Source organism: Pontibacter qinzhouensis (assembly GCF_008017455.1).
Classification (GTDB): Bacteria; Bacteroidota; Bacteroidia; order Cytophagales; family Hymenobacteraceae; genus Pontibacter; species Pontibacter qinzhouensis.
In genome coordinates this window covers 1-24,479 of sequence record NZ_VRTY01000094.1, presented here as the reverse complement: position 1 = coordinate 24,479, position 24,479 = coordinate 1, and the positions used below count along the sequence as shown (strand labels likewise).

The window sequence follows — 24,479 nt, the reverse complement described above, 5'->3', positions numbered from 1 at the left end:
CTCCTCAAAAGGATGGTGGCCGCTCCTCCACATCCCTATAAAATGGTTATTGCTTAAGTGCCTAATTCAATCATTTTATTAGCTGCTGCAGGGCAGGTTTACATTTCTGTTAAGGAAAGCAGCAGATATTCGTCTGTATTGCTTAATTTGCCGGCATTATTTAACAAAGAAGCACCTGATGGTATCGCATGTACTTTTAATTAATTGCCCTGATCAGCCTGGCCTGGTTTTTAAAATCACGGGCATACTGTACCACTACAACCTCAACATTATAAGTAATGGGGAGTTTGTGGAAAGGGGATTCAACTACTTTTTTATGCGAACAGAGTTCTCAGGCAAGTTCGACCGGGAGGCCCTGCTTCAGGACCTGACCAATGTGCTGCCCGAAGGTGTAGAGATAAAGCTGACTGATAAGAAAAAAAAGAGCATTGTGCTGCTGGCAACCAAGGAGCACCACTGCCTCAGCGACCTGCTTATTCGCCATGCTTTTAATGAGCTGAATGCACATATTCTGGCGGTCATCAGCAATTACGATGTGCTGGAGGACCTGACGCGGAAGTTCGATATTCCGTTTCATTTTATCAGCCACGAAGGCCAAAGCCGGGAGGCGCATGAGCAGCAGATACTGGAGGCTGTGCAACAGTACGAGCCGGAGTTTGTGGTGCTGGCCAAGTACATGCGCATTTTATCGGCCGATTTTGTAGCGCATTTCTCTAACCGGATCATCAACATACATCACTCCTTCTTACCTGCCTTTGTAGGTGCCAGTCCCTATGCGCAAGCCTACGAACGCGGTGTAAAGATTATAGGTGCCACCGCTCACTTCGTAAACGACCAACTGGACCAGGGACCAATTATCGCGCAAAGTGTGATACCGGTAGATCATACCCAAAGCGCCAAAGAAATGGCTCAGGCCGGTCGCGATGTGGAGAAGATTGTGCTGGCAAAGTCGCTGCGGCTGGTGTTTAACGAGCAGGTGTTCGTGTACCGCAACAAGACCATTATTTTTGAGTAGGTTATGGCGCGAACGTCCTCGCTCGTGATTGCTATTCCGCGGCCTCTGCCCGCTTTGAAGCTCCTTCGCAGGAACATGTATTCCCCCAAATTGAATTGGAGGAGCGTCAGGCGGTATGGCAGACTGAATTTTTGAATAAAAAAGGACTTACGGAGGCTCTGCTGCTGCTGCTTTGTCTGAATCATGATATTCAAGAATAACAGAATTCCATGCTATACATCTTGTTAGCTAGTGCAAGCTTGTAGCTCGTACTTTCATTATACTTGAACATTCGAAATGGGCAACAACATTTGAAGGGTTAATGCTTCACATGCTTTTAGCCCATAAAGAAAAAAGGTACGAACTATAAGCTCGCACCAGCGGTGCATCCATGTATAAAATAATGGGTGAACCCTCGGAAACATTTTACAAGAAAACCTTATGGAGGCAGTTTTCATTAGAATAATTGCCCCCTGATCGCAACATACTCCAGTTGAAGGTACTTCGTCTACGGCCCAGCTAAATTATTCCAATGAATTTGCTCTTCAGAAGGTTTTTTCATTGTTAGACCACTAGGGTAGAAGCCGGACTTTTCTTCTGCTTAACCGACAAGACGCTCGCAGGAGCTGCGCACGCTGCGAGGTCTTAGCGACTCTTGCCCAAATCAACAACTAACAATTAGCAACTAACAATCAACTACCAACAACTACTCCTTCCGGACCCGCTCCAGGTTCAGGGTGTTCATGGGGTTAGGTACCAGGCCTTGAACGTTGTTCTGCGTCAGGCGCACCACTTCGTCGTAGTAGAGCACAATTACGGGTGCCTCTTCCACTACAATCTGGTCCATCTGCTGGTACAGAGCCCAGCGCTTCTTGGCATCGCGCTCCAGCTTGGCCAGCTCATACAGGCGGTCGAACTCGGTGTTTTTGAAATGCGTTTTGTTCGGGCCGGCCGGCGAAAAGTTTTTGCTGTAGAAAAGGGCGAGGTAGTTCTCGGCATCAGGGTAATCTCCCAGCCACGATTTCATAAAGAAAGGGGCCCGGCCATTGTCTACCGTCTCCTGGTGGGCCGGGGCCTGGTTTATGTCTATCTGCACGCGCACTCCTACTTCGGCCCACTTCTTCTGCATGTACTCTGCCAGCTCCTTGTGCTCCTGCACCGTGCTCAGGCGCAACTGCAACGGGTGTTGGGCAGAGAAACCAGCGGCCTGCAGCAGTTCCAGCGCTTTTTTGGGCTCGTAGCGGTAACCGCGCACCAGGCTGTCGTTGTAACTTGGCAAGGATGGCGGCACAATGCCTGAGTGACCTGGTAAACCGATGTTGTTACGGAAATAGGCCAGCATTTCTCTTTTGTTGATGGCATAACTCAGGGCCTGCCGCACCCGCTTATCCTGCAGGGCCGGATTCGGGTCTTTCAGGCCGGCAGGGTCCAGCTGAAAACCAATGTACTCGGTGTTCAGGTACGGCACCTTCTGCACCCTGAACTTGCCGGCAAAGTCTTCCTGCACGGTACCATCGTTGTTCAGAATCATATCGCGGGAGCCTTCTGTTATACTCGACAGGAAATCGAGCTTGCCCTGCATAAACGTCAGGAACTCTGATTTGCGGTCGGTGATGAAGGAGATCTGCACGGCATCGAGGTAAGGCAGCAGCAGCCCCTGCTCATCGCGTCGCCAGTAAGCAGGGTTTTTGTGCAGTACAATGGCATTTCCTTCATCCCAGAGCTTAAATACAAATGGCCCTGTCCCGACCGGGTGTGCCCTGAAATCTTTGCCATACTCCGCCACGGCCTCCTGCGGCACCACGTAGGCATAAGGCATGGTCAGAATCTCCAGGAAAGCAATAAATGGCTCGTTCAGGTAAATTTTAAAAGTAGTGTCGTTCACCGCCAGAAAAGCTGTGTCGGAGATAGCGCCAGTAGTCACATCTGTCAGCACCTTGTCGTTAAAGACCCAGGCGCCGGTGCTGGCGGTGCTGGGGTCGATGATGCGCTTAAAGCTGTACTCAAAATCTTTAGCTGTAACTTTTCGTCCTTTACCGGCCGGAAAGACCTCGTGGTCGTGGAAAAATACGCTGTCGCGGAGGTAAAAGGTATAGGAGCGGCCATCTTCCGACACATCCCAGGAGTGGGCAATGGCCGGCCCTATTTTCAGCTCCCCATCCAGCTCCACCAGGCCATTATAGAGCTGTGTGGTGGCCCATATATTCGCCTGGTTCCGGGCAAAAGCCGGGTCGAGCGAGGAGAGCGCACCGGGTTGATTATACTTAAAAACTTTTTTGTCCGTTTCGTCTTTAGTGCCATCGCTACACGACAAAAGCACCAGTAGGAATAGGATCAAAAATATAGAGGGTCTTTGCATTGCGAACATCTTAGTTGGCTAAAATAATGTATCTTTGTGGAAGTTTAAGGTATGTTGTGTAGATATTAAAGCATTTTTCAGTCTTATGATAGAGATCACGTATTACGGCCAGTCTTGCTTTTTATTTAAAATAGGAGAACACAAAGTATTGTTCGATCCTTTTATTTCACCAAATGAATTAGCCAAAGGCATTGATGTTGACAGTATTAAGGCTGATTATATTCTGCTTTCTCACGGCCACCAGGACCACGTGCATGATGCCGAGCAGATTGCCAAAAATAACAACGCCACGCTTGTTGCCACCTTCGAAATTGTGAACTGGTTCAGTGCCAAAGGTGTTGAAAAAACGCATCCCATGAACACCGGCGGAAAGGTGACTTTTCCTTTTGGCACGGTTAAAATGGTGAATGCCATCCACTCCAGCTCTTTGCCCGACGGCTCGTATGCTGGCAGTGCGGCAGGCTTTGTAGTGGAAACAGAAAACCAGGCATTTTATTTTGCCGGAGACACAGCCTTAACCTACGACATGAAACTGATTCCGGAGCAGTTCGACCTGGATTTTGCCCTGCTCCCGATCGGCGACAACTTTACCATGGACATACACGATGCCCTGGTAGCAGCCGATTTTGTGCAGGTAGATAAATTTATTGGCATGCACTACGACACCTTCCCTTACATCAAAATAGATAAGGAAGAGGTGAAGGAAGTAGCGCAAATGGCGGGCAAGGAAGTAATTTTGATGGAGATAGGCCAAACGATAAACCTCTAATTTTAGAATGGGAAAAATAATTGCGGTTGCTAACCAAAAAGGTGGGGTCGGCAAAACCACCACTGCCATAAACCTGGCAGCAAGCCTGGCAGCCTTAGAATATAAAACGTTACTGGTAGATGCAGATCCGCAGGCAAACGCTACCTCCGGCCTCGGCTTCGACCCTGCCAGCATTACAGCCAGCATTTATGAGTGTATGGTAGAAGAGGCCAAGGTAGAAGACATTATTCTAGTGTCGCCTAACCTGGAGTTTCTGCACCTGATCCCCTCCCACATCGACCTGGTGGGGGCTGAGGTAGAGATGATTAACCTGCCGGACCGCGAGGAAAAAATGCGCGAGGTACTTGCCCCGTTGCGCAATACCTACGACTTTATTATTATAGACTGCTCCCCGTCGCTTGGCCTGATAACGGTAAACTCGCTAACGGCAGCAGACTCTGTGGCCATACCGGTGCAGTGTGAGTATTTTGCGCTGGAAGGCTTAGGCAAATTGCTGAATACCATTAAAATTATTCAGTCGCGCCTTAACACGGAGCTGGCTATTGAAGGTATTCTGCTCACCATGTACGATGTGCGCCTGCGCCTGAGCAACCAGGTGGTGGAAGAAGTAAAGACACACTTCCAGCAGATGGTATTCGACACCATTATTCCAAGAAACGTGAAGTTGAGCGAGTCGCCGAGCTTTGGTATTCCGGCTATTCTGCACGATGCAGAGAGCAAGGGAGCGTTGAGCTACCTGAACCTGGCCCGCGAGATTGCAGAGAAGAACAGTGTAGCGCTGGCGAAATAACATATTGCTTACATGTCTGATAACAAAAATTCAACAGCAAAACGTAAAGGAGGCCTGGGCCGGGGCCTGAACTCTCTTCTTGAAGGGAACAAGTATACCGGCAAAATCGATTCTACCACTTTAAACTCTGTCAATACCATCGCGGACATAGCCATTGATCAAATCCAGACAAACCCTTTTCAGCCCCGTACGCACTTCGATCAGGCGGCGCTGGAAGAACTGGCCGAATCTATAAAAATACAAGGCATCATTCAGCCTATTACAGTTCGTCAGCTAGACCAGAACAGCTACCAGCTTATTTCAGGAGAGCGACGTTACCAGGCTGCCAAGATTGCCGGATTAACATCTATTCCAGCTTACATCCGCAAGGCCGATGACCAGCAGATGCTGGAGATGGCCCTGATCGAGAACATTCAGCGCGAAAGCCTGAATGCCATCGAAATTGCCCTCTCCTACCAGCGCCTGCTAACCGAGTGTAGCCTGAAGCAGGAAGAACTGGGCGACCGCGTGGGCAAAAAACGCACCACAGTAACCAACTACCTGCGCCTGCTCAAGCTCCCGCCAGATATCCAGATCGCCCTGCGCGACAACATAATTACCATGGGCCATGCGCGTGCCCTCATCAACATCGATACCATCGAGAAACAACTCGATGTGTTTAAGAAAGTGGTAGCCGATGAGCTGTCGGTGCGGAAGGTAGAGGAGTTGGTAAGAAACCTGCAAAATGCGAATAAAAAGCCAGACCCGCAGCAAAAGCTCCAGTTCAACAAATACGAGGAGGAAGTAAAGCAGGTAGAGACGCGCCTATCTTCTCAGTTTGGCACCAAAATCATGGTAAAAGCCAATAACGAAGGCAAAGGTGAGATAAAAATTCCTTTTGTGTCGGTAGAGGAGCTGAACCGAATCTTAGAAATCTTAAACTACTAGTGCCAGATGAGGCTGATCTGTTGCTTTGCTGCGCTATTACTTACTACACTCGCCTGTAATCCCGCTCAAGCGCAGGTAATTACCGAAGGCCAGGACTCTGTGCTGGTAAATGTTCCGGTCACTGTTGCCGCAACAGACACAACGGAAAAAGGATTCTTCCTGGACCGCTGGGACCGGCCAGCCAAAGCTGCCTTCTACTCAGCCATACTTCCGGGCTTAGGCCAGGCTTACAACAAAAGCTACTGGAAAATCCCGATCCTATATGCAGGCCTGGGTACTATCGGCTATTTTCTTATCGATCATAATAGAAATTACCAGGAGTTCCGAACCGCCCTTATTGACCGATCAAATACTGATCGTACAGATAAGTATATTGATCACCCTATATTTGGTCAAAATAACCCTAACGGCAGAGCAAACCTGAAACGTGCCCGCGACCAGTATCGCAGATGGCGCGACATGAACGTGCTGCTAGCTATTGGGGTTTGGGGTCTGAATGTTGCCGAAGCACATGTGCACGCCCACCTCAAAGATTTTGATATCAGTGATGACCTGTCGCTACGGGTGCAACCTGGTCTCATAAATTCTCCTATTCCTACAAAGAATGCCCTCACACCGGGCCTAACGCTAACATTATATTCAAGATAAGATGAAGATTTTATTAATCGGCTATGGAAAAATGGGTAAAACCATCGAACAGATGGCCCTGGACAAAGGGCATGAAATAGCCGGCATTATAGACCAGCACAACACTTATGAACTGGCTAACTTCTCAGAAGCCAACGCTGACGTAGCTATAGAGTTTACGCATCCTGAATCTGCTTTTGGTAATATATCTTACTGCCTGCAACATGGTATCCCGATCGTATCTGGCTCTACGGGCTGGCTGGCGAAATACGAGGAGGCAGTGGCGCTATGCAAGCAGCAGAACGGCGCGTTCTTTTATGCTTCTAACTACAGCGTGGGTGTAAACCTGTTTTTTCATTTTAATGAGTATATTGCCAGTAAAATGAAGGATTATCCGGCGTATGAAGTAGCTATACGGGAGGTACACCACCTGCAGAAGGTCGATAAACCAAGCGGCACGGGCATTACTACAGCAGAAGGTATTCTGGCCAGCTACCCTAGCCTGCAAGGCTGGTCGAGCGATGAAGAAGTAGAGAACCGGATAAACATTGTTTCGGAGCGTGAGCCGGATGTGGTAGGCACGCACATCGTAGAGTACAAATCTGCCATCGACAAAATTGAACTGGGCCATATTGCCCACAGCCGAACTGGTTTTGCCGGAGGTGCTCTTATGGCTGCTGAATGGCTGAAAGACCGCAAAGGCAATTACGGCATGAAAGACATGCTCAACCTGTAACATTAGTGCAACGCATGAAAGTTAAATTCTGGGAAACAAAACCTACAACGAAAGAGCCGAAAAAGAAGAAAAGCGCTGCCCGTGAATGGGGCGATGCCATTCTCTTTGCTGTAGTGGCTGCCAGTTTAATCCGCTGGGCAACCTTTGAAGCCTATACCATTCCGACACCCTCCATGGAAAAGTCGTTGCTGGTAGGAGATTTTCTGTTTGTGAGCAAGCTGCACTACGGCCCCCGAACACCTAAAACACCTCTGCAGGTTCCGCTTACACACCAAACCATCTGGGGCACCAACATCCCCTCCTATTCTGACCTGATTCAGCTGAAATCTTACAGGTTGCCAGGTTTTTCGGAGGTGAAACGAAACGATGTGGTGGTATTTAACTACCCACCGGAAGAGGAACACCCAGCTGATTTGCGCACCAACTACATCAAGCGTTGCATAGCCGTAGCAGGCGACTCTATTGAAGTGCGCAACCTGCAGGTATATGTAAACGGTCAGGCCGTGGAGAACCCTGCCCAGATGCAATACAAGTACCTGATATTGGCGAAGAACCACCTCTCTCAGAAATTTTTTCAGGACAGGAACATTAACCTGAGTGATGTTTACACGACAAATGGTGGTTACATGGTTGATGCCACGCCTGAACTAGCTAAGCAAATAAAGGAGTTAGACTTTATAAACGATGTGAAACTCATGAACAATGAGCCTGGTAATGCTGATTCCCAGATATTCCCACATGTGCCAAGCAAATACGAATGGAACTTTGACAACTTCGGGCCTGTGTATGTACCCAAAGAAGGCGCTACCGTAGCCATTACTCCGGAGTCTTTGCCTTTCTATGAAAAGGTAATACTTAATTACGACGGGAACGAAAATGCGGAGATTCGCGATGGCAAGCTGTTTATAGCCGGCCAGGAGCAAACCAGCTACACGTTTAAGCAAGATTATTATTTCATGATGGGCGATAACCGCCACAACTCCATGGACTCCAGAGCATGGGGCTACGTACCAGCCGATCATATTGTAGGCAAGGCAGTGCTCATCTGGATGTCAACGAACGTAGAAGGCAGCTTCCTGAGCAAAATTCGCTGGAACAGGCTGTTTAATACAATTGAGTAAGATTATTCCTGCAAAAACAGAGAGGCCAGCTACGGGTAACGTAGCTGGCCTCTCTGTTTTTATAGTGGCATCAGTTCGGTTGCTGAAAACTTCAGGAACGGTTAATAAATTATTCTAATGAAAATGGCCTTCCAAAGATGTTTTGTGATTTTTGATGCAAGGCCTTCCCCTTGAGATTGACTGATCGTTCTTCTCTCAGCCTCTCAACCAAACCTGCCTAATCTATTGATGAAAAATCAGCGAATCAGTAGCTTGGCATTTATACCAGTTTATTCTAATGAAACTGCCCTTCAGAAGCAAAAATACAGATTTTGGGTCAAGGGTAACAGCCTTAAAACTTACCTGTAGGCACAAAAAAAGGACGCGCTCTAATGAACGCGTCTTTTTTGGTTTGGAAAAAACTACATCTACAATCGTACTCAAACTAACTTGACTTACTTACAAAAAGTAAGTCGCAAAATCTATATAATGGTGCTTAAACCAACTTCTATGTTGTTCTTGTCGGGCATTACCTCAATGCCATGCATAACAAAATAAGCGATGAAATTGCCTACCTGCTCTGTGGTATAAGGTGAGGTGGCATTCAGCTCCGGTGTCAGCACTTTCTTATCTAAGGCATTATGAACTGCCTTTTTTACCAGATCCGCTTCTTCCTGCAGGCCAAAATGCTCCAGCATCATGGCAGCAGACAGAATCGTAGCAATCGGATTAGCGATCTTCTTGCCTGCTCCCTGCGGGAAAGAGCCATGAATAGGCTCAAATAGCGCTACCGTATTACCTACAGAGGCAGAAGGAAGCAAGCCCAGCGAACCAGCTATTACAGAAGCCTCATCAGAAAGGATGTCGCCAAACATATTTTCCGTCAGGATCACATCAAACTGCTTCGGGTTCAGAATAATCTGCATGGCGGCATTGTCTACGAACAGGAAGTCCAGCTCTACATCCGGATATTCGGGAGCGATCTCTTTCACTACTTCGCGCCACAGCCTGGAGGTTTCGAGTACGTTGGCTTTGTCTACCAGCGTAAGTTTGTTGCGGCGCGTGGTGGCAGCCTGAAAGGCCAGGTGCGTGATACGTACAATCTCGCTGCGGTCGTAGGTGCAATGGTCGTAAGCTCCTTCGCCATCTTCCGTACGGCCTTTGTCGCCGAAATAGATACCGCCGGTCAGCTCACGGTAAATAAGCATATCGGCTCCGGCTACACGCTCGTTCTTAAGCGGTGAGTGCTCCAGCAGTACATCGTAAGCCGTTACCGGACGAATGTTGGCAAACAGCCCCAGCGACTTACGCAGTTTCAGCAGCCCTTGCTCCGGTCGTACTTTAGCAGCCGGGTTGTTATCATACTTCGGGTCACCGATGGCACCGAGCAATATAGCATCAGCTTCAAAGCAACCCTGCAATGTTTTATCTGGCAATGGTTCGCCGGTAGCGTCTATAGCACAGGCTCCCATTAAGTGTGTTTCAAACTCAAACTGATGACCAAATCTATCGGCAACTGCTTCCAGCACCTTAATAGCTTCGTCACACACTTCCGGCCCGATTCCGTCGCCGGGAAGTACAGCAATCTTTTTTCTTAATACGCCCATGGCCTGTTATTCTCGTAAGCTTCTATAGCCTCTTTCTGATTCACTAAAAAGTCAATATCGTCGTAGCCGTTTATCAGGCATTCTTTCTTGTACGGGTCGATCTCAAAGGATACACGTTCCTCCCATAGCGGCACATAAAACTCCTGTGCCGGCAGGTCCACAATTAACTCGGTTTTTGGGTCCTTCTCTATCTGCACAAACAAGCGCTGCAGCATTTCATCAGACACCACCAAAGGCAGCAGCCCGTTATTCAAGGCATTTCCTTTAAAGATATCGGCAAAGTAGCTGGAAATTACCACTTTAAAACCGGCATCATAAATAGCCCAGGCCGCATGCTCGCGGCTGGAGCCGCAGCCAAAATTCTTTCCGGCCACCAATATTTTTCCGGCATAGCGGCTATCGTTCAGTGCAAAACCCTCAATAGGGCTGCCTTCACTGTCGTAGCGCCAGTCGCGGAACAGGTTCTCTCCGAAACCCTCGCGTGAGGTAGCTTTCAGGAAACGTGCCGGAATAATCTGGTCGGTATCTATATTCTCGATCGGCAAAGGTACTGCAGCCGACCGTAAAACTTCAAACTTATCCATTAATTCAGATATTGGGTTATATCCACAATTTTACCTTCCACAGCCGTAATAGCAGCTACCAACGGGCTTGCCAGCAAGGTACGTGCCCCTGGCCCCTGGCGGCCTTCAAAGTTACGGTTAGAAGTTGAGACGCAATAGGCACCAGCAGGAATTTTATCTTCGTTCATAGCCAGGCAGGCACTGCAGCCCGGCTCACGCAACTCAAAACCAGCCTCAGCCAGTATTTTATCCAAGCCTTCTTCTATAGCCTGTTTCTCCACCAGTTTAGAACCCGGCACGATGATCGCCTCTACGTTGCGGGCTTTGTGCTTGCCTTTTACAAAAGAAGCCACCGTGCGCAAATCCTCGATGCGGGAGTTGGTGCAGCTGCCAATAAACACATAGTTAATTTCTTTACCAAGTAACGATTCACCTGGCTGAAAGCCCATGTACTTTAATGATTTATCGAAGCTAACCTTCTCACTTACAGGCACATTATCTGGTATAGATGCATTTAATGCGATTCCCATTCCAGGGTTTGTGCCGTAGGTGATCATTGGTGCAATGTCTTCAGCAAAATAAGTCAGGTCTTCCTCAAACGTAGCACCTTCTTCTGAGTAAAGTGTTCTCCAGTAAGCCAGTGCCTTCTCCCACTCCTCGCCTTTTGGTGCGAATTTTCGGCCTTTTACATATTCAAAGGTGGTTTCGTCGGGGGCAATCATACCACCACGTGCTCCCATTTCTATGCTCATGTTGCACACGGTCATACGGCCTTCCATGCTCAGGGAGCGGATGGCGCTGCCGGCATATTCCACAAAATAACCTGTGGCTCCGCCAGTACCTAGTTTGGAGATGATATATAGGATAACATCTTTCGCAGTTACGCCCTTTCTTAGCTCACCGTCTACGGTAACGCGCATGCGCTTAGGCCGGCTCAGTAGCAGGCACTGCGAGGCCATTACCTGCGTTACCTGGCTGGTGCCAATACCAAATGCAATGGCTCCAAAAGCTCCGTGCGTAGAGGTGTGGCTATCGCCGCACACAATCGTCATGCCGGGTTGGGTAATGCCCAGTTCCGGACCAATTACGTGCACAATGCCCTGGTGCTGGTGCCCCAGTCCGTATAATTCTACTCCAAACTTCTGGCAGTTCTCGGTCAGTTTATCTACCTGCATTCTGCTCAGAGGTTCCTCAATCGGCAGGTGCTGGTTTTTAGTGGGTACGTTATGGTCAGCGGTAGCCACAATCTGCTCTTTGCGGTAGAGTGGCAGGTTACGCGCTTCCAGTTCATCAAAAGCCTGTGGGCTGGTTACTTCGTGAATTAAATGCTTATCGATGTAAAACACATCCAAGCCACCACCCGGAATCGACTTCACGACGTGCGCATCCCAGATCTTATCAAATAATGATTTTGCCATAAATTAACTAGCAGCTACCAAATTCTCCTGTTCAACAATTTCATGCAGATCGGTATCTACAACTTCTTTTTTCTGATCAGCCAATTGCAGGAACGAGGCGTAGGCCTTGTCTAAAGTGTTTTTATCAAAAGTATACCCTAATTTCTGCAAACGATAGGCCAGGGCAGCACGGCCAGAACGGGCAGTCAGCACAATAGAAGAGTCGCTAACGCCTACTTCTTTAGGGTCTATAATCTCATAGGTTTCTCTGTGCTTGATCACGCCATCTTGGTGAATACCACTGGAGTGTGAAAAAGCATTTGCTCCCACAATGGCTTTGTTCGCCTGCACCGGCATACGCATCATATCCGATACCATAGCCGACGTAAGGGTAAGCAGCTTCGTATTAATGTTTGTATCGAGGTTCAGGTACGGATGCTGGCGCAGGATCATAACAACTTCCTCCAGTGCTGTGTTCCCGGCTCTCTCGCCAACTCCGTTTATAGTACACTCTATTTGGCGGGCACCGTTTATAACACCAGCTATAGAGTTAGCCGTAGCCAGGCCAAGGTCGTTGTGGCAGTGCGTAGAGAGGGTTACTCTGTCTATTCCTTTCACGTTCTCCACCAGGTATTTTATTTTAGCTCCGTATTCTTCAGGCAGGCAATAACCTGTTGTGTCCGGAATGTTGAGTACGGTAGCGCCTGCTTTAATAACTTCTTCGCACACTCTTGCCAGAAACTCATTGTCTGTTCTGCCGGCATCTTCGGCATAAAACTCTACGTCTTCTACAAAAGATTTTGCCAGTTTAACGGCAGCAAGGGCACGTTCAATCACATTCTCCTGTGAGGTACGCAGTTTGTATTTAACATGCAGCTCAGATGTGCCGATGCCAGTATGGATGCGGGGTCTTACTGCACCTTTCAATGCGTCTGCCGCCACCCGGATGTCGTTTTCTACGGCACGTGTGAGACCGCACACAGTGGCAGTTTTGGTTTGCCTGGCAATTGCTCTGACGGCCTCAAAATCGCCGGGGCTCGATACAGGAAAGCCAGCCTCTATTACATCTACACCGAGCAGTTCCAGCTGATTTGCAATAATCAACTTCTCATCCATGTTCAGCTTGCAACCCGGGACTTGCTCCCCGTCGCGCAGCGTAGTATCAAATATTTGTATTTTTTGAACCGACATTGTTACTTTGGTCATTAAAGCAGAAATAGTCTATTTTTCTTCTCACAAGAACAGAGTTTATCTGCTGCTCTAAAAACAATTATTAACTTTATCTACTATTTCTAATCAGAAATTTATTTATTACAATTTATTGATAACAAGAAAGTTAACTTACTAAAATATACAATGCCTAACGCCCATACTGATCCGGTTTTTCAATTAGTTAAATCGCTGACCCGATCTGAGAAGCGGCACTTCCGCCTGTTTACCAACAGGCAGGGCTCCAGCGAGGGACTTAAATTCCTGCAGCTTTTCGATGCTATTGATGGGCAGGATAAGTTCGATGAGGAAAAGATTCTGAAGCAGGTTCCGGCTATAAAAAAAGTGCAGCTCGCCAACCTGAAAGCCAACCTGTACAAGCAGTTACTCTCGAGCCTGCGCATCTACCATGCCAGCCAGAACCAGGACATTCAGCTGCATGAGCAGCTCGATTATGCGCGGGTGCTTTATAACAAAGGCTTCTATCAGCAGAGCCTTAAAATGCTGGAGAAGGTAAAAATTGCTGCGCGCCAGGCCGAGATGCTACACATTGCCTTGCGCGCCCTCGACTTTGAGAAACTAATCGAATCGCAGTACATAACCCGTAGTCTGAAAGGACGGGCAGAATCGCTGTCGGACGAGGCCATGGATACGGCCCGGCACGTTTCGCAGATGCATGCGCTCTCCAATGCCTCGCTACGGCTTTATGGTCTTTATATAAAAGTTGGCCATGCCCGTAACAAGGAGGAGCACGAGCAGATCACTGAATTTTTCCATGCCACCCTGCCCGACACCGATCTGAACGGAGCCGGATTTTTCGAAAAGCTGTATTATTACCAGTCGCATGTGTGGTATTACTATATTATACAAGACTTCAGAGCCTGCTACCGTTACGCCCAAAAGTGGGTCGATTTGTTTGAGGCCAACCCCGGCATGCAGGACCGGCAGAGTACCCAGTACATAAAAGGGCTGCACAACCTGCTGGCGGCTTTGTATAACCTACTCTATTACAGCAAGTTTAAAGAAGTTCTTCGGATGCTGGAGACCTTTGCCGCTGACGAGAACAGGCGCAGGAGTTCTAACACCGAGCTGCTCCTGTTCCAGTACATCTACGCCGACCGGATAAACACGCACTTCATGGAAGGCACTTTTTCGGAGGGTGTAAAACTGGTGCCCGAAATTCTGGAGAACCTGAAGCTGTACCAGTCGCAGATGGACCCGTACCGCCGGCTGATCTTTTACTATAAAATTGCGAGCCTTTACTTTGGCAGCGGCGATAACTCCACCTGCATTCAATATCTGAACAAAATCATCAACTTCCGGGATGTGGGCCTGCGTGAGGATTTGCAGTGCTTTGCCCGCATCCTGAACCTGATCGCGCACTACGAAGCCGGTGAAGATGAGGTGCTGGAGTACCAGATACGGTCCGTTTACCGCTTCCTGGGCAAGATGAACGACCAGCAGCAGATGCAGATCGAGATTTTCAGGTTCCTGCGTAATTTAGGAAATGTGGCTCCGCATGAGTTAAAGGAAGCATTTATTGCGCTACGCGAAAAACTACTGATCATTGCCGCTGACCCTTACGAACGCAGGCCTTTCCTGTACCTCGACATCATTTCCTGGCTCGACTCCAAAATAGAAGGAATTCCGGTGCAGGAAATCATGAAAAGAAAGCACAAAGAGATGAAATAAAGCTGCTACCCTTGACACTAAAAAGCCCTTCCCGCTTCGGAAGGGCTTTTTCATTAGAATAATTGGCTTGGTAGTTAGTTGTTGATTGCTGGTTGTTAAAATTATAATAAGAATGCCAAATCGTCTATTCTACCGCTTCTTTCGTTCCTTGTATTCAGTTAAGGCGAACAGCCGTTTTTGCACCAGTTACTCTTTCAGCCAACTAAGTTTGAAAAGTCTAATATCTAGTATCTAGCATCTAAATAGATTACCACTCAATCGACTCCTTCCCTTTCGACGCCAGGTAGGCGTTGGCTTTACTGAAGTGGCGGTTGCCGAAAAAGCCGCGGTCGGCAGCGAATGGCGAAGGGTGTGCTGATTGTAGCACAAAATGCTTGCTGCTGTCTATAAAAGCACCTTTTTTCTGGGCATAAGCTCCCCAGAGCATAAACACCACATGCTCCTTCTGCTCGTTTACCTGCTGCACCACGGCATCGGTAAACTGTTCCCAGCCCTTTTTCTGATGCGAACCTGCATCGCCGGCACGAACGGTGAGGGTGGCATTTAGCAGCAGTACACCTTGCTGCGCCCAGCGCTCCAGGTTACCGGTGGGCGGCAAGTCTTTTCCCAGGTCACTTTTGATTTCCTTGAATATGTTGATCAGGGATGGTGGCATTCTGACCTCGTCCTTTACCGAAAAGGCAAGACCGTTGGCCTGGTTCGGGCCGTGGTAAGGGTCCTGCCCCAGAATCACCACCTTTACCTCATCAAAAGGGCACATCTGGAAGGCATTGAAAATCTGGTTGCCCGGCGGATAAACTTTTTGAGTGGTGTACTCGTCTTTAACAAAAGCGACAAGATCTTTGAAATACGGCTTTTCAAATTCATCTTGTAGCACTTTTTGCCAGCTTTCTTCTATCTTTACGGTCATGAGTTGGTTCGAATTGTGGGTTGCCATTACGGAATCTTCAGCTGATTTAATCTTAACATCAGCCCAAAACGGTTCCAAGTATACAAAAAACTCTGAAACATGGATGCAAAAACAACAGAAGGCGTAAAAGTTACGGTTACTACCAATTACCTTCCAGATTATTCCAGTCCGGTTCAGCAGCACTATGTATTTGCCTATAAAATCAGTATAGAAAATAACAGCGAATTCACGGTAAAGCTGCTTCGGCGGCACTGGTTCATCCACGACTCTGCAGGTGTTGTACGAGAAGTGGAAGGAGAAGGTGTTGTGGGCCAGCAACCAACCCTGGAGCCGGGCGAATCGCATGAGTATGTGTCAGGCTGTAACCTGAAAACAGGCATGGGAAAAATGCGCGGCACTTACCTGATGGAGCGCATGGTAGATGGCAAACAGTTCCATGTCACCATCCCGGATTTCGTACTTATCGTGCCTTACAAGCTTAATTAGATGTTAGATGCTAGATTTTAGATACTAGACTTTTTGTAAAGTGTATTGAAGTAAATAACAAAACATTATTTCCATCAGGACACCATCTTGTGTCTTGTGTCCTATGTCTTAAGTCCTAAAAAGAAAAAGTGCTTCCTTTCCGATTTGCTACTGAATACCTGCTTTACCGGCTGCGGGCTTTTAAACTGCATGGTGTTCATTCTCCTTTCGTATTCGACCTATACCACAACGTTATCTGCCACGATGGCCATTTTGAGGCCTACGACCGGGTGGAGACACTACGGGAGAAACTGCTCCAGAGCCAGCAACAGCTACAGGTAACCGATTTCGGGGCCGGTTCAAAAAGCGGATTGAAAAAAGTTCGGAAAGTAAAAGACATAGCCCGCACCTCTGCCAAGCCTGCCAAATACGGGCAGCTGCTTTACCGGCTGGTGAACCACTTCCAGCCTAAAACGATCTTCGACCTCGGCACCTCACTTGGCATTACTACCAGCTACCTCGCCGAAGCCCGAAAGCTCGCCAGCCTTTACACCTTCGAAGGCTGCCCCGCCATAGCACAAGCTGCCAAAGAAAACCTACAGTTGCTGGGCCTGCAACAGGTACAAATCGTAGTTGGAAACCTCGACAAAACCCTTGAAAAGCAACTAACGCACACAAATCTGTTGGACTTCGCCTTTTTCGACGGAAATCACCGGTACGAACCTACCATGCGCTATTTCGGAGCCTGCCTGCAGAAGCACCACGAGCTAAGTGTTTTTGTTATGGATGATATATATTGGTCGAAGGAGATGAAGCGGGCGTGGCAGGACATTAAAAAACATCCGCAGGTGCACCAGACGGTGGATCTGTTTTTTATCGGTTTAGTCTTCTTCCGGAAAACCCAGCCAAAGGAGCATTTTACACTCCGCTTCTGATCTGTATGGATCAGGATTCACAGCATGCTCCTGAAATTAAATTATTCCAATAAAAATAGCCTTCCAAAAGGTTTTAGGGCAAAAACCTCCAAGGTTACTGGAAATATACTTTTAAGTAGAAGCTCGAAAAAAGAGGAAGTGAAGCCTATTGCGTCACTCCCTCCTTTCAATCAGATAACTTTCTAACTTTAACCTCTCGAACTTTCCAGCTTACAAGACCGCTTGCCTGATACGGATAAGCTTTTGCATGAGACCTTCCAGCTGGTCGAGGGGCAGCATGTTGGCACCGTCTGATTTGGCGATACTGGGCTGCGGATGCGTTTCTATGAACAAACCATCGGCTCCTACGGCTATGGCGGCTTTGGCTATTGTTTCGATGAGGGCAGGTTTACCACCGGTTACGCCAGAGCTTTGGTTCGGCTGCTGCAGCGAGTGCGTTACGTCCATGACCACGGGCACCTGGTTAGCCTGCATTTCGGGCAGGTTACGGAAGTCTACCACCAGGTCGGAGTAACCGAAGCTGTTGCCACGGTCGGTCAGAATAATTTTTTCGTTGCCTGATTCCCGCACCTTATCTACTGCAAAGCGCATGGCGGCACCCGATAGGAACTGGCCTTTCTTGATGTTCACCACTTTGCCTGTTTCAGCGGCTGCCACCAGCAAATCGGTTTGGCGGCACAGGAAAGCCGGTATCTGAAGCACATCCACATAAGCAGCTGCCAAAGCGGCCTCGTGTGTTTCATGAATATCGGTAACAGTAGGCACATTAAAGGTTTCTCCGACCTTTTGTAAAATACGCAGCGCTTTTTCATCGCCAATTCCCTGGAAGGAATCGAGGCGGGAGCGGTTGGCTTTGCGGTACGAACCTTTAAACACAAGCGGAATCTGTAGTTTATCGGTAATTTCTTTCAGGCGCTCGGCAATTTGCAGAGCCATGTCTTCGCCTTCTATGGCGCAGGGGCCGGCCAGCAGAAAAAAGTTGCCGGAGGTGGTATGTTTTAATTTTGGTATCTCGAACATGTTCAACTAGTTTGTGTTTGTAGAGCTGGGTTAGTAGCGGTAAAGGTACAAATTATGCCGAATCTGTCTAACAACTGTTATCTGTCTGCGGGCTTTTGTAAACAAATAAACAGCTCCTTCCCCTGCCTCGGTGTAATAGAATTATAAGCCGTTTCGTAGTGCACAAATTCGAAGTAGGGCGCAAAATAGCTGCGGTACTCTTCTCTGCTGCCACCAAAAGGCGGGCCTGGCTGCAGGAACTCCGTATCGAATAACAAACCAACCAGCTTTCCGCCCGGCCGGAGCAGCTCGGCGCATTTTTGTGCATAGGCTCCGCGCAGGTTGGGGTCGAGGGAGCAGAAAAAGGTTTGCTCCACCAGCAGGTCGTACTGGCCTTGCAGTTCAAAAAAATTCGCGTGCAACAGCTGCTCCTTCGGAAAGGCAGGAACTCGAGCTGCAAAATGCTGTAAAGGCGCTTCGGCAAAATCGGCAACAAAAATGTTTCTGAAACCGGCATTGAACAAGTACTCAGCTTCCCAGGCGTTTCCACACCCCGGAATAAGAATCTGCAACTGCCGGTCAGGGAGCTGATCAAAATAATCTTGCAGTGGTTTCGTTATTTTGGCAACATCCCAGCCGGTTTGTGAAACCTTATATCGGTTCTGCCAGTAACTGGCGTTAAATTGTTGTAGCATGCTATGTAATTAAAGCAAATCGCGTATATTTGATTCTTGCAGTATGCTGCCGATCAGCTAAAATGTGGTTATAAAATCGGCTTTTAAATTAAACTAAAACCATTTTCTATGGCAACTAATTCTCCCGAAAACAGAGGAAACAGAAAGCTCCTTATTGGCGGACTTTTCGTAATCCTTGTTAGTATTAACGGAATTCTGCTCTACAGTAACTACCAGAAAAAAGAAAAAACCGAAGAGCAGGCAGAGGTAATACGCATCAAAAACAGCGAACTCGAAAATCAGATAAAAGTTTACGAAGCACTGAAATCCGATTTTGAGCGGCAGAGCCAGGAATTGCAGGCCATGGGTCTCGAAAACGACTCTTTAGAAGCCAGAATAACCGTTATTATGTCGGACCTGAACCAGTTGCGCGGCTTCAGGAAAAGCAGCTTTACTCTGGCCGACCAGCGTAAATTCAGGGAAAGAGCCGACGTTTTTGAGAAACAGCTGAAAGTAAAAGACCAGGAAATTGCCCGCCTCAAGCAGGAGAATGAAGTGCTGTTCACAGAGAACACCACCCTCAAAACCACCCAAAACAAACTTAGCGACAGCCTCACCACGATCAAATCTACGAACCAGAACCTGTCGGAGAAAGTGAAGCTGGCCTCCCGCCTGGAAGCACAGAACATTGCGGTAAATATTATTAACCAACGTGGCAAAGACAAAGACGATAAATCGAATGAGTTCAGAGCCCGCCAGGTAGATAAAATTCGGGTAGCTTTCAGGTTTGGTAAAAACGATGTTGCCCCAAAAGAGCCTAAAACAGTTTACATGCGCCTGATCGAGCCAGACGGTGCTGCCCTTTATAACCTCAGCACCGGTTCCGGCTCTTTCCAGATCGAAGACAAAGACATGTACTACACCGCCAAGCGCGACTTCGTTTTCGATAATACCCAACAGGAGGTAAGCTTTGTTTATGACAAAGATGCTGATTACAAAAAAGGCGAGCACATTATAGAGTTGTATGCTGATGGGTTTATGATAGGTTCGACCACTTTTGTGCTGAAGTAGAAACCTGCTTTCTCTTTTCAATACTTGAAACTAAGACGGCCTCCGCTACAAAAGTAGCGGAGGCCGTCTTAGTTTAGATGGTTTGTGAGTATTGTGGTATACCTCCAGGTAAAAATTATTCAAATGAAAATGGCCTTCCAAAGCATTTTAACAGAAAGTAGGCAAAGGGTGCAAGGGCTTATAACAAACTGTGCAGGCTTGCGTTTAAAAGTTAAGGCTACAATTAAAAACTAAAAAAGCCCATTCCAGCGGAACGGGCCTTAGTCCATCATTCACATTGATATTTTTAAGGATCAGGTAGGACTATCCTGCTCCAGCAATATTTTTCTGTCTTCCAGTACTTTAAAGTTCTCGACCATTTTTACAGATTCTGCTACATCTTCTGTGAAAATGGCGATAATGGAGCCTTCTTCTGCATGCTCCAGCGCATAGGCGATGGCGCGCATTTCCTCCGGAATTACCTTCACCGGCTTTTTAGCAGCCACTTCCTCTATTCCCAGCATCAACTGATTTATGATTTCATCGGGCGTTTTGCCGCGCAAATCGTTGTCTAACCTGATGATTATTTCATCAAACACTTCCCCGGCGATTTTTCCCAATTCGTAGATATCCTGCGGCCTTCTGTCTCCTACACCTGCCACAATTCCGATCTTTCGGGTTACAGGAAGGCCACTCATAAATTCGCCTACGGCTTTCAGGCCTCCAACGTTGTGAGCATAATCTACCAGCACCTCAAAATTCGGAAATTTAAACAAATTCATGCGGCCCGGCGTTTTGGCAGGCGATGGAATAAAGGTGCGTAAAGCGGTTTTAATATCTTCTATGTCGAAGTGCGAGATGTAACCAGCCAGTGCAGCAGCCAGCACATTCTCTATGTTAAATTTGGCGCGACCACCAAACGTGAGTGGCACATCGGCTACCCGGTCGATTCTTATTTTGTAGCTGTTCTTGAAGATGGAGATGTAGCCATTCTCGAAAACTGCTGCCAGGCCACCTTTGGCAATATGTTTCAGTATGCGCGGGTTGTTCTCGTCCATGCTGAAGAAGGCCACTTTGCAGTGTACCTCTTTCGCCATGGCATATACCAGGTCATCGTCCGCATTCAGAATAGCGAAGCCTTCTTTACTCACACTTTTCGGAATAACAGCCTTCACACGAGCCAGTTCTTCAAGGGTATGAATATCGTTTAAGCCCAGGTGGTCGGAACTGACGTTGGTAACAATACCAATATCGCACTGCTGGAAACCCAGACCGGAACGGAGCAAGCCACCACGGGCACACTCCAGCACAGCAAAATTCACGGTGGGGTCTTTCAGCACAAACTCGGTGCTATAGGAGCCGGTGGTATCGCCTTTTTCGAGCAGCTTGTCTTGTATATATATGCCATCGGTGGTGGTATAGCCGACCTGGTAGCCTTTGCTGCGCACCATGTGCGCCACGAGCCGGGTAGTGGTAGTTTTTCCGTTAGTGCCGGTTACAGCAATAATCGGGATGCGCGTTGGCTTACCATACGGGAACAGCATATCTATTACAGGCTCGGCCACATTGCGCGGTAACCCATAGGTTGGCGAGGTGTGCATCCGGAAACCTGGGGCTGCGTTCACCTCCAGCACCGCTCCTCTGGCCTCGTTTAGCGGAATGGCAATATCAGAAGTCATGACATCGATGCCGCAAATATCAAGGCCGATTAACCCGGCTATGCGTTCGGCCATCAGGATGTTGTAGGGGTCTACCAAATCTGTTACATCGGTGGCAGTGCCGCCCGTGCTGATGTTGGCTGTGCTTTTGAGATAGAGCACCTCCCCTGCCGGCAGCACACTTTGAGCAGTAAGTCCTTTGGTGCGCAGAATGCGGCGGGTCTGTTTGTCGATGGCGATCTGGGTCAGCACCTTTTCGTGGCCGATGCCTCTTCGAGGGTCTTTGTTCTCGCGGTCCACCAGTTGTTTTATAGTAGATACGCCATCGCCGGTTACCATGGCAGGTGTACGCATGGCAGCCGCCACAAATTTACCGTTAATCACGAGCAACCTGAAATCGTTTCCTTCAATAAACTCCTCCACCATTACTCCCTCAGAAAACCTGCGGGCATCAGCAAAGCCTTTTAAGGCATCTTTGCTGTTGGTGATGTTGATGGTGGCTCCTTTGCCGTGGTTCCCGTCGAGAGGTTTAGTAACAATAGGGTACTGGAGCCAGCTCAGCACATTTTTCAGTTCTTCCTGCGAGTAAACAGTGGCACCTTTGGCGACAGGCACGCCTGCCTGGCGCAGCATATCTTTCGTAGCTTTTTTGTCGCCGGCAATTTCTACGGCAAAGCAGGCGGTGCCAGAGGTCATGGTAGCCTGAAGGCGCTTCTGGTGCACCCCATACCCAAGTTGAATAAGCGAGTGGCAGTTTAGCCGGATGTAAGGAATGCCTCGACTCACCGCCTCCGACACAATAGAGAACGTGCTGGGCCCGAAATACTCATCTTCGCGGATCTGGTGGAGCCGGGCAATATCGGCGGTAAGTTTATAGTTTTCGCCTTTCAGCAGCGCCTCCGTTACCCTAACAGCGGCATAGGCAGCATATTCCCCTGCCCGCTCCTCCTGGTACTCTAACACCACAAACACATTTTCGGGCTCGTGCGTGGGTTTGCAAAACCCAAATCTAATTTCCATACCCGCCAGCCGCTGCAGTTCCAGCGCTACGTACTGCACCACCTGCTCTACCAGTATGCCTTTTTCCAGGGCCTCATAAAAACCAAACTCCTCGCCCTCATCGGAGCGGTAGTTATGGATGTTGGGCAGTAGTTTCTGCAGGCGGTAAGGTAAGTGGGGCAATGTATCGGTAAGGGTGTTCTGCCATTCTTCCAGGGCAATTTTTATCACAATTAACTTCGGATGACTGACTGACCAGTAATTTGGCCCGCGCATAATGCGCAAATCTAAAATTTTCATGTCGCTGAAACGGTGTGTGCTACTAGTTTGTCTGAATTCAGGTGTTATAGGAACGGAGTTCACCTAAGCGGCAGGCCTTGCCATTTGCGAAGGAGCATGCTCAATAGCTGTCTGATTGTTTTGCGCGTGCACCTGGAACGTGGCTGCCATAGGTGCTTTTATTTGTTAGATTGATTCCTAAACCTGGTTCAGATAGTAAGGCTTTCTACGGAAGTGTGGCAGCAAAAGATTAGGCAGGCTGCAATTATCTAGCTAAAAACCTCCGGTGTTGACTTCAATCTGAAAGAAGCAAACAGGAGGTTCGTTATCAACAGAAGCAAATTTCGTTTTAGAGAATAACCAGGCTGTGGGTTATGTATGGGGCAGAAAATTATACCGAGGCTATGAAACGTTACTCTTAATCTCAACTACAAATTATTCAAATCAAAATAGCCTTCAGAGCGTTTTTTAACCGAAAATTGTCAAGGGTTGTGGCGGTAAACTTTTAAATTGTAAGGCTAATAAAACAACTAAGCTGTTGAAAGCCTGGTGCAGGAGAGGCTAAAATCACAAAAGTCCCGCAAGTAACACTTACGGGACTTTTGTGATAAGAGAGGTAACGAGCGGATTCGAACCGCTGTAGCAGCTTTTGCAGAGCTGAGCCTAGCCACTCGGCCACGTTACCGTTATTCGGAGTGCAAATATACACAGACATTAACAGGAGTCAAATTATAGGCACAATTATTTTAACAGAAATGCCAACTACCTTTTATCCTTCTCCACCTGCTTGCCACCTTTGCCAGCTTTACCAGTTCAGGCTCAGCAGCTTATAAAAGAACTTCCGCGGCTTCTCTTATAAATACTTTTTGTAAAGTTTAAACAGCACCCGCCTGTCCTGCTCCGTAAGTGGCGTGTTTATATCGCGCTGAATAAAATGAAGCTTGAAAGCACGTACAGCAGCTGCCATGTCGTGGGTGTCGTAGCCAATAATGCGCAGGGCCTCCTGCGGATTAAAACTATCCGGGATGCTATCGTAGACCAGCTTCTGCACCAGGGCCACCGTAGAATCGGACCTAACTTCGCTTTCGAGCACCAGGGTTGGCAGCAGGTCGGCTTCGTTGTACCACAGGCCATAGCCATTGTCGGCCAGTAGCTTCCAGGGAAAATGCACGCTCGGGTCTACCTTCCGGACCGGGGCTATGTCGGCGTGGCCTATAAAGTTCGCATCCGGAATGTTGTAGTTCTTTTTGAGCATGGCCAGCACCTGCAGCAGACTCTGTATCTGCACCTCCGGAAAAGGCTCCTGCCCGTTATTATCGAGTTCTATGCCGATAGAGGATGAGTTAATATCGGAGTTGTTGCCCCACTTGCCGATGCCACCGTGCCAGGCCCGCAGGTAGTCGTTCAGCATGTGGTACACCTTTCCATCGCGCCCGATCACATAATGGGCACTTACCTGTGTTTTGGTTTGCGTAAACGTGGTTAAGGTTTGAGCGGTAGAGTCCTGCTCGGTATGGTGAATAACAACTATGTTCGGCTTACGGAGGTTAAAATTGGTCGTTCCTACCCAATAATCACCTTGCGGCAGCGCCTCCTCGCCAGGGGTAACAACCGGTGTCTGCCGAAGTGCTTGTGCATATGCCTTTACCTGCTTCCTATAAACTTTGTTTGTAGTAGCATATGGGTTAGAGGAGCAGGAGGCAAGTAAGGTTCCTGCTCCTACAAGCAGGGAAACCAGGG

Annotated in this window: 21 protein-coding genes and 1 tRNA gene; 11 read left to right on the top strand and 11 right to left on the bottom strand. The window is 48.2% G+C overall.

The genetic code is table 11. The features are described from left to right. Positions 1–178 precede the first annotated feature (178 nt). Positions 179–1,015, top strand: coding sequence for a formyltetrahydrofolate deformylase (gene purU, locus FVR03_RS19265; RefSeq protein WP_147923403.1), 837 nt, complete (start codon positions 179–181; stop codon positions 1,013–1,015). Between the two features lie 685 nt (positions 1,016–1,700). On the opposite strand, the gene FVR03_RS19260 is transcribed toward purU, so the two are convergent. After that, entirely contained in the window at positions 1,701–3,332 is a 1,632-nt protein-coding gene (locus FVR03_RS19260; protein ID WP_255474302.1) for an ABC transporter substrate-binding protein, read from the bottom strand. 106 nt (positions 3,333–3,438) lie between these two features. On the opposite strand from FVR03_RS19260, the gene FVR03_RS19255 reads away from it, so the two are divergent. The 6 genes from FVR03_RS19255 to lepB are packed head-to-tail and all read left to right on the top strand — an operon-like array spanning position 3,439 to position 8,323. Beyond that, positions 3,439–4,122 (top strand): metal-dependent hydrolase, encoded by a 684-nt coding sequence (locus FVR03_RS19255; protein ID WP_187270227.1) that lies wholly within the window; start codon positions 3,439–3,441, stop codon positions 4,120–4,122. A gap of 7 nt (positions 4,123–4,129) precedes the next feature. Further along, positions 4,130–4,912: a ParA family protein gene (locus tag FVR03_RS19250; protein ID WP_147923402.1), complete on the top strand. Its 783-nt coding sequence runs from the start codon at positions 4,130–4,132 to the stop codon at positions 4,910–4,912. 12 nt (positions 4,913–4,924) lie between these two features. Further along, entirely contained in the window at positions 4,925–5,839 is a 915-nt protein-coding gene (locus FVR03_RS19245) for a ParB/RepB/Spo0J family partition protein (RefSeq protein ID WP_147923401.1), read from the top strand. A gap of 6 nt (positions 5,840–5,845) precedes the next feature. Further along, a complete protein-coding gene (locus FVR03_RS19240; protein WP_147923400.1) occupies positions 5,846–6,487 on the top strand; it encodes a DUF5683 domain-containing protein in 642 nt (213 codons plus the stop codon). Position 6,488: 1 nt separating this feature from the next. Next, on the top strand, positions 6,489–7,202 hold the full coding sequence (gene dapB, locus FVR03_RS19235) for a 4-hydroxy-tetrahydrodipicolinate reductase (RefSeq protein ID WP_147923399.1): 714 nt from the start codon (positions 6,489–6,491) through the stop codon (positions 7,200–7,202). 14 nt (positions 7,203–7,216) lie between these two features. Beyond that, positions 7,217–8,323: a signal peptidase I gene (lepB, locus tag FVR03_RS19230; RefSeq protein WP_147923398.1), complete on the top strand. Its 1,107-nt coding sequence runs from the start codon at positions 7,217–7,219 to the stop codon at positions 8,321–8,323. A gap of 461 nt (positions 8,324–8,784) precedes the next feature. Here the strand turns inward: lepB and leuB are convergent, their stop codons facing one another. The 4 genes from leuB to FVR03_RS19210 are packed head-to-tail and all read right to left on the bottom strand — an operon-like array spanning position 8,785 to position 13,060. After that, positions 8,785–9,909, bottom strand: a complete 1,125-nt coding sequence (gene leuB / locus FVR03_RS19225) for a 3-isopropylmalate dehydrogenase (RefSeq protein WP_147923397.1) — start codon at positions 9,907–9,909, stop codon at positions 8,785–8,787. Beyond that, positions 9,897–10,493, bottom strand: coding sequence for a 3-isopropylmalate dehydratase small subunit (gene leuD / locus FVR03_RS19220; protein WP_147923396.1), 597 nt, complete (start codon positions 10,491–10,493; stop codon positions 9,897–9,899). Before leuD ends, leuB begins: the two co-directional genes overlap by 13 nt. After that, positions 10,493–11,890, bottom strand: coding sequence for a 3-isopropylmalate dehydratase large subunit (gene leuC, locus FVR03_RS19215; protein WP_147923395.1), 1,398 nt, complete (start codon positions 11,888–11,890; stop codon positions 10,493–10,495). Before leuC ends, leuD begins: the two co-directional genes overlap by 1 nt. 3 nt (positions 11,891–11,893) lie before the next feature. Beyond that, positions 11,894–13,060 (bottom strand): 2-isopropylmalate synthase, encoded by a 1,167-nt coding sequence (locus FVR03_RS19210; protein WP_147923405.1) that lies wholly within the window; start codon positions 13,058–13,060, stop codon positions 11,894–11,896. Positions 13,061–13,225: 165 nt separating this feature from the next. Here FVR03_RS19210 and FVR03_RS19205 point away from each other — a divergent pair, with 165 nt between their 5' ends. Next, the gene (locus FVR03_RS19205) at positions 13,226–14,770 is read left to right on the top strand and encodes a hypothetical protein (RefSeq protein ID WP_147923394.1); all 1,545 of its coding nucleotides are present in this window, start codon (positions 13,226–13,228) and stop codon (positions 14,768–14,770) included. Between the two features lie 247 nt (positions 14,771–15,017). On the opposite strand, the gene ung is transcribed toward FVR03_RS19205, so the two are convergent. Then, positions 15,018–15,680 (bottom strand): uracil-DNA glycosylase, encoded by a 663-nt coding sequence (gene ung, locus FVR03_RS19200; RefSeq protein ID WP_147923404.1) that lies wholly within the window; start codon positions 15,678–15,680, stop codon positions 15,018–15,020. Between the two features lie 99 nt (positions 15,681–15,779). Here ung and apaG point away from each other — a divergent pair, with 99 nt between their 5' ends. Together apaG and FVR03_RS19190 are read left to right on the top strand one after the other, a co-directional pair. Then, positions 15,780–16,166, top strand: a complete 387-nt coding sequence (gene apaG / locus FVR03_RS19195; RefSeq protein WP_147923393.1) for a Co2+/Mg2+ efflux facilitator ApaG/CorD — start codon at positions 15,780–15,782, stop codon at positions 16,164–16,166. 128 nt (positions 16,167–16,294) lie between these two features. After that, complete coding sequence (locus FVR03_RS19190) at positions 16,295–17,080, top strand: O-methyltransferase (protein WP_147923392.1); 786 nt, start codon at positions 16,295–16,297, stop codon at positions 17,078–17,080. Between the two features lie 210 nt (positions 17,081–17,290). Here the strand turns inward: FVR03_RS19190 and kdsA are convergent, their stop codons facing one another. Next, positions 17,291–18,100 (bottom strand): 3-deoxy-8-phosphooctulonate synthase, encoded by an 810-nt coding sequence (gene kdsA / locus FVR03_RS19185; RefSeq protein ID WP_147923391.1) that lies wholly within the window; start codon positions 18,098–18,100, stop codon positions 17,291–17,293. Between the two features lie 77 nt (positions 18,101–18,177). Next, entirely contained in the window at positions 18,178–18,774 is a 597-nt protein-coding gene (locus FVR03_RS19180; protein WP_147923390.1) for a methyltransferase domain-containing protein, read from the bottom strand. Between the two features lie 108 nt (positions 18,775–18,882). On the opposite strand from FVR03_RS19180, the gene FVR03_RS19175 reads away from it, so the two are divergent. After that, positions 18,883–19,824: a DUF8428 domain-containing protein gene (locus FVR03_RS19175; RefSeq protein WP_147923389.1), complete on the top strand. Its 942-nt coding sequence runs from the start codon at positions 18,883–18,885 to the stop codon at positions 19,822–19,824. Between the two features lie 293 nt (positions 19,825–20,117). Here FVR03_RS19175 and cphA read toward each other — a convergent pair whose 3' ends face one another. The 3 genes from cphA to FVR03_RS19160 all read right to left on the bottom strand — a co-directional run. Further along, positions 20,118–22,760 carry a cyanophycin synthetase gene (cphA, locus tag FVR03_RS19170; RefSeq protein WP_147923388.1) on the bottom strand — a complete coding sequence of 881 codons (2,643 nt, stop codon included), beginning with the start codon at positions 22,758–22,760 and terminating at the stop codon, positions 20,118–20,120. 593 nt (positions 22,761–23,353) lie between these two features. Beyond that, positions 23,354–23,424 (bottom strand) — tRNA-Cys (locus FVR03_RS19165). A gap of 168 nt (positions 23,425–23,592) precedes the next feature. Next, a partial coding sequence (locus tag FVR03_RS19160) for an N-acetylmuramoyl-L-alanine amidase (RefSeq protein ID WP_369410467.1) occupies positions 23,593–24,479 on the bottom strand: 887 nt, incomplete at its 5' end.

Excerpts from the sequence above, each read along its gene's own strand:
- FVR03_RS19250 (WP_147923402.1), top strand. The coding sequence starts at position 4,130 with ATGGGAAAAATAATTGCGGTTGCTAACCAAAAAGGTGGGGTCGGCAAA.
- FVR03_RS19210 (WP_147923405.1), bottom strand. The coding sequence starts at position 13,060 with ATGTCGGTTCAAAAAATACAAATATTTGATACTACGCTGCGCGACGGG.
- purU (WP_147923403.1), top strand. The coding sequence starts at position 179 with ATGGTATCGCATGTACTTTTAATTAATTGCCCTGATCAGCCTGGCCTG.
- ung (WP_147923404.1), bottom strand. The coding sequence starts at position 15,680 with ATGACCGTAAAGATAGAAGAAAGCTGGCAAAAAGTGCTACAAGATGAA.
- FVR03_RS19240 (WP_147923400.1), top strand. The coding sequence starts at position 5,846 with ATGAGGCTGATCTGTTGCTTTGCTGCGCTATTACTTACTACACTCGCC.
- apaG (WP_147923393.1), top strand. The coding sequence starts at position 15,780 with ATGGATGCAAAAACAACAGAAGGCGTAAAAGTTACGGTTACTACCAAT.
- FVR03_RS19245 (WP_147923401.1), top strand. The coding sequence starts at position 4,925 with ATGTCTGATAACAAAAATTCAACAGCAAAACGTAAAGGAGGCCTGGGC.
- leuB (WP_147923397.1), bottom strand. The coding sequence starts at position 9,909 with ATGGGCGTATTAAGAAAAAAGATTGCTGTACTTCCCGGCGACGGAATC.
- lepB (WP_147923398.1), top strand. The coding sequence starts at position 7,217 with ATGAAAGTTAAATTCTGGGAAACAAAACCTACAACGAAAGAGCCGAAA.
- FVR03_RS19205 (WP_147923394.1), top strand. The coding sequence starts at position 13,226 with ATGCCTAACGCCCATACTGATCCGGTTTTTCAATTAGTTAAATCGCTG.
- FVR03_RS19175 (WP_147923389.1), top strand. The coding sequence starts at position 18,883 with ATGGCAACTAATTCTCCCGAAAACAGAGGAAACAGAAAGCTCCTTATT.
- leuC (WP_147923395.1), bottom strand. The coding sequence starts at position 11,890 with ATGGCAAAATCATTATTTGATAAGATCTGGGATGCGCACGTCGTGAAG.
- leuD (WP_147923396.1), bottom strand. The coding sequence starts at position 10,493 with ATGGATAAGTTTGAAGTTTTACGGTCGGCTGCAGTACCTTTGCCGATC.
- kdsA (WP_147923391.1), bottom strand. The coding sequence starts at position 18,100 with ATGTTCGAGATACCAAAATTAAAACATACCACCTCCGGCAACTTTTTT.
- FVR03_RS19255 (WP_187270227.1), top strand. The coding sequence starts at position 3,439 with ATGATAGAGATCACGTATTACGGCCAGTCTTGCTTTTTATTTAAAATA.
- cphA (WP_147923388.1), bottom strand. The coding sequence starts at position 22,760 with ATGAAAATTTTAGATTTGCGCATTATGCGCGGGCCAAATTACTGGTCA.
- dapB (WP_147923399.1), top strand. The coding sequence starts at position 6,489 with ATGAAGATTTTATTAATCGGCTATGGAAAAATGGGTAAAACCATCGAA.
- FVR03_RS19180 (WP_147923390.1), bottom strand. The coding sequence starts at position 18,774 with ATGCTACAACAATTTAACGCCAGTTACTGGCAGAACCGATATAAGGTT.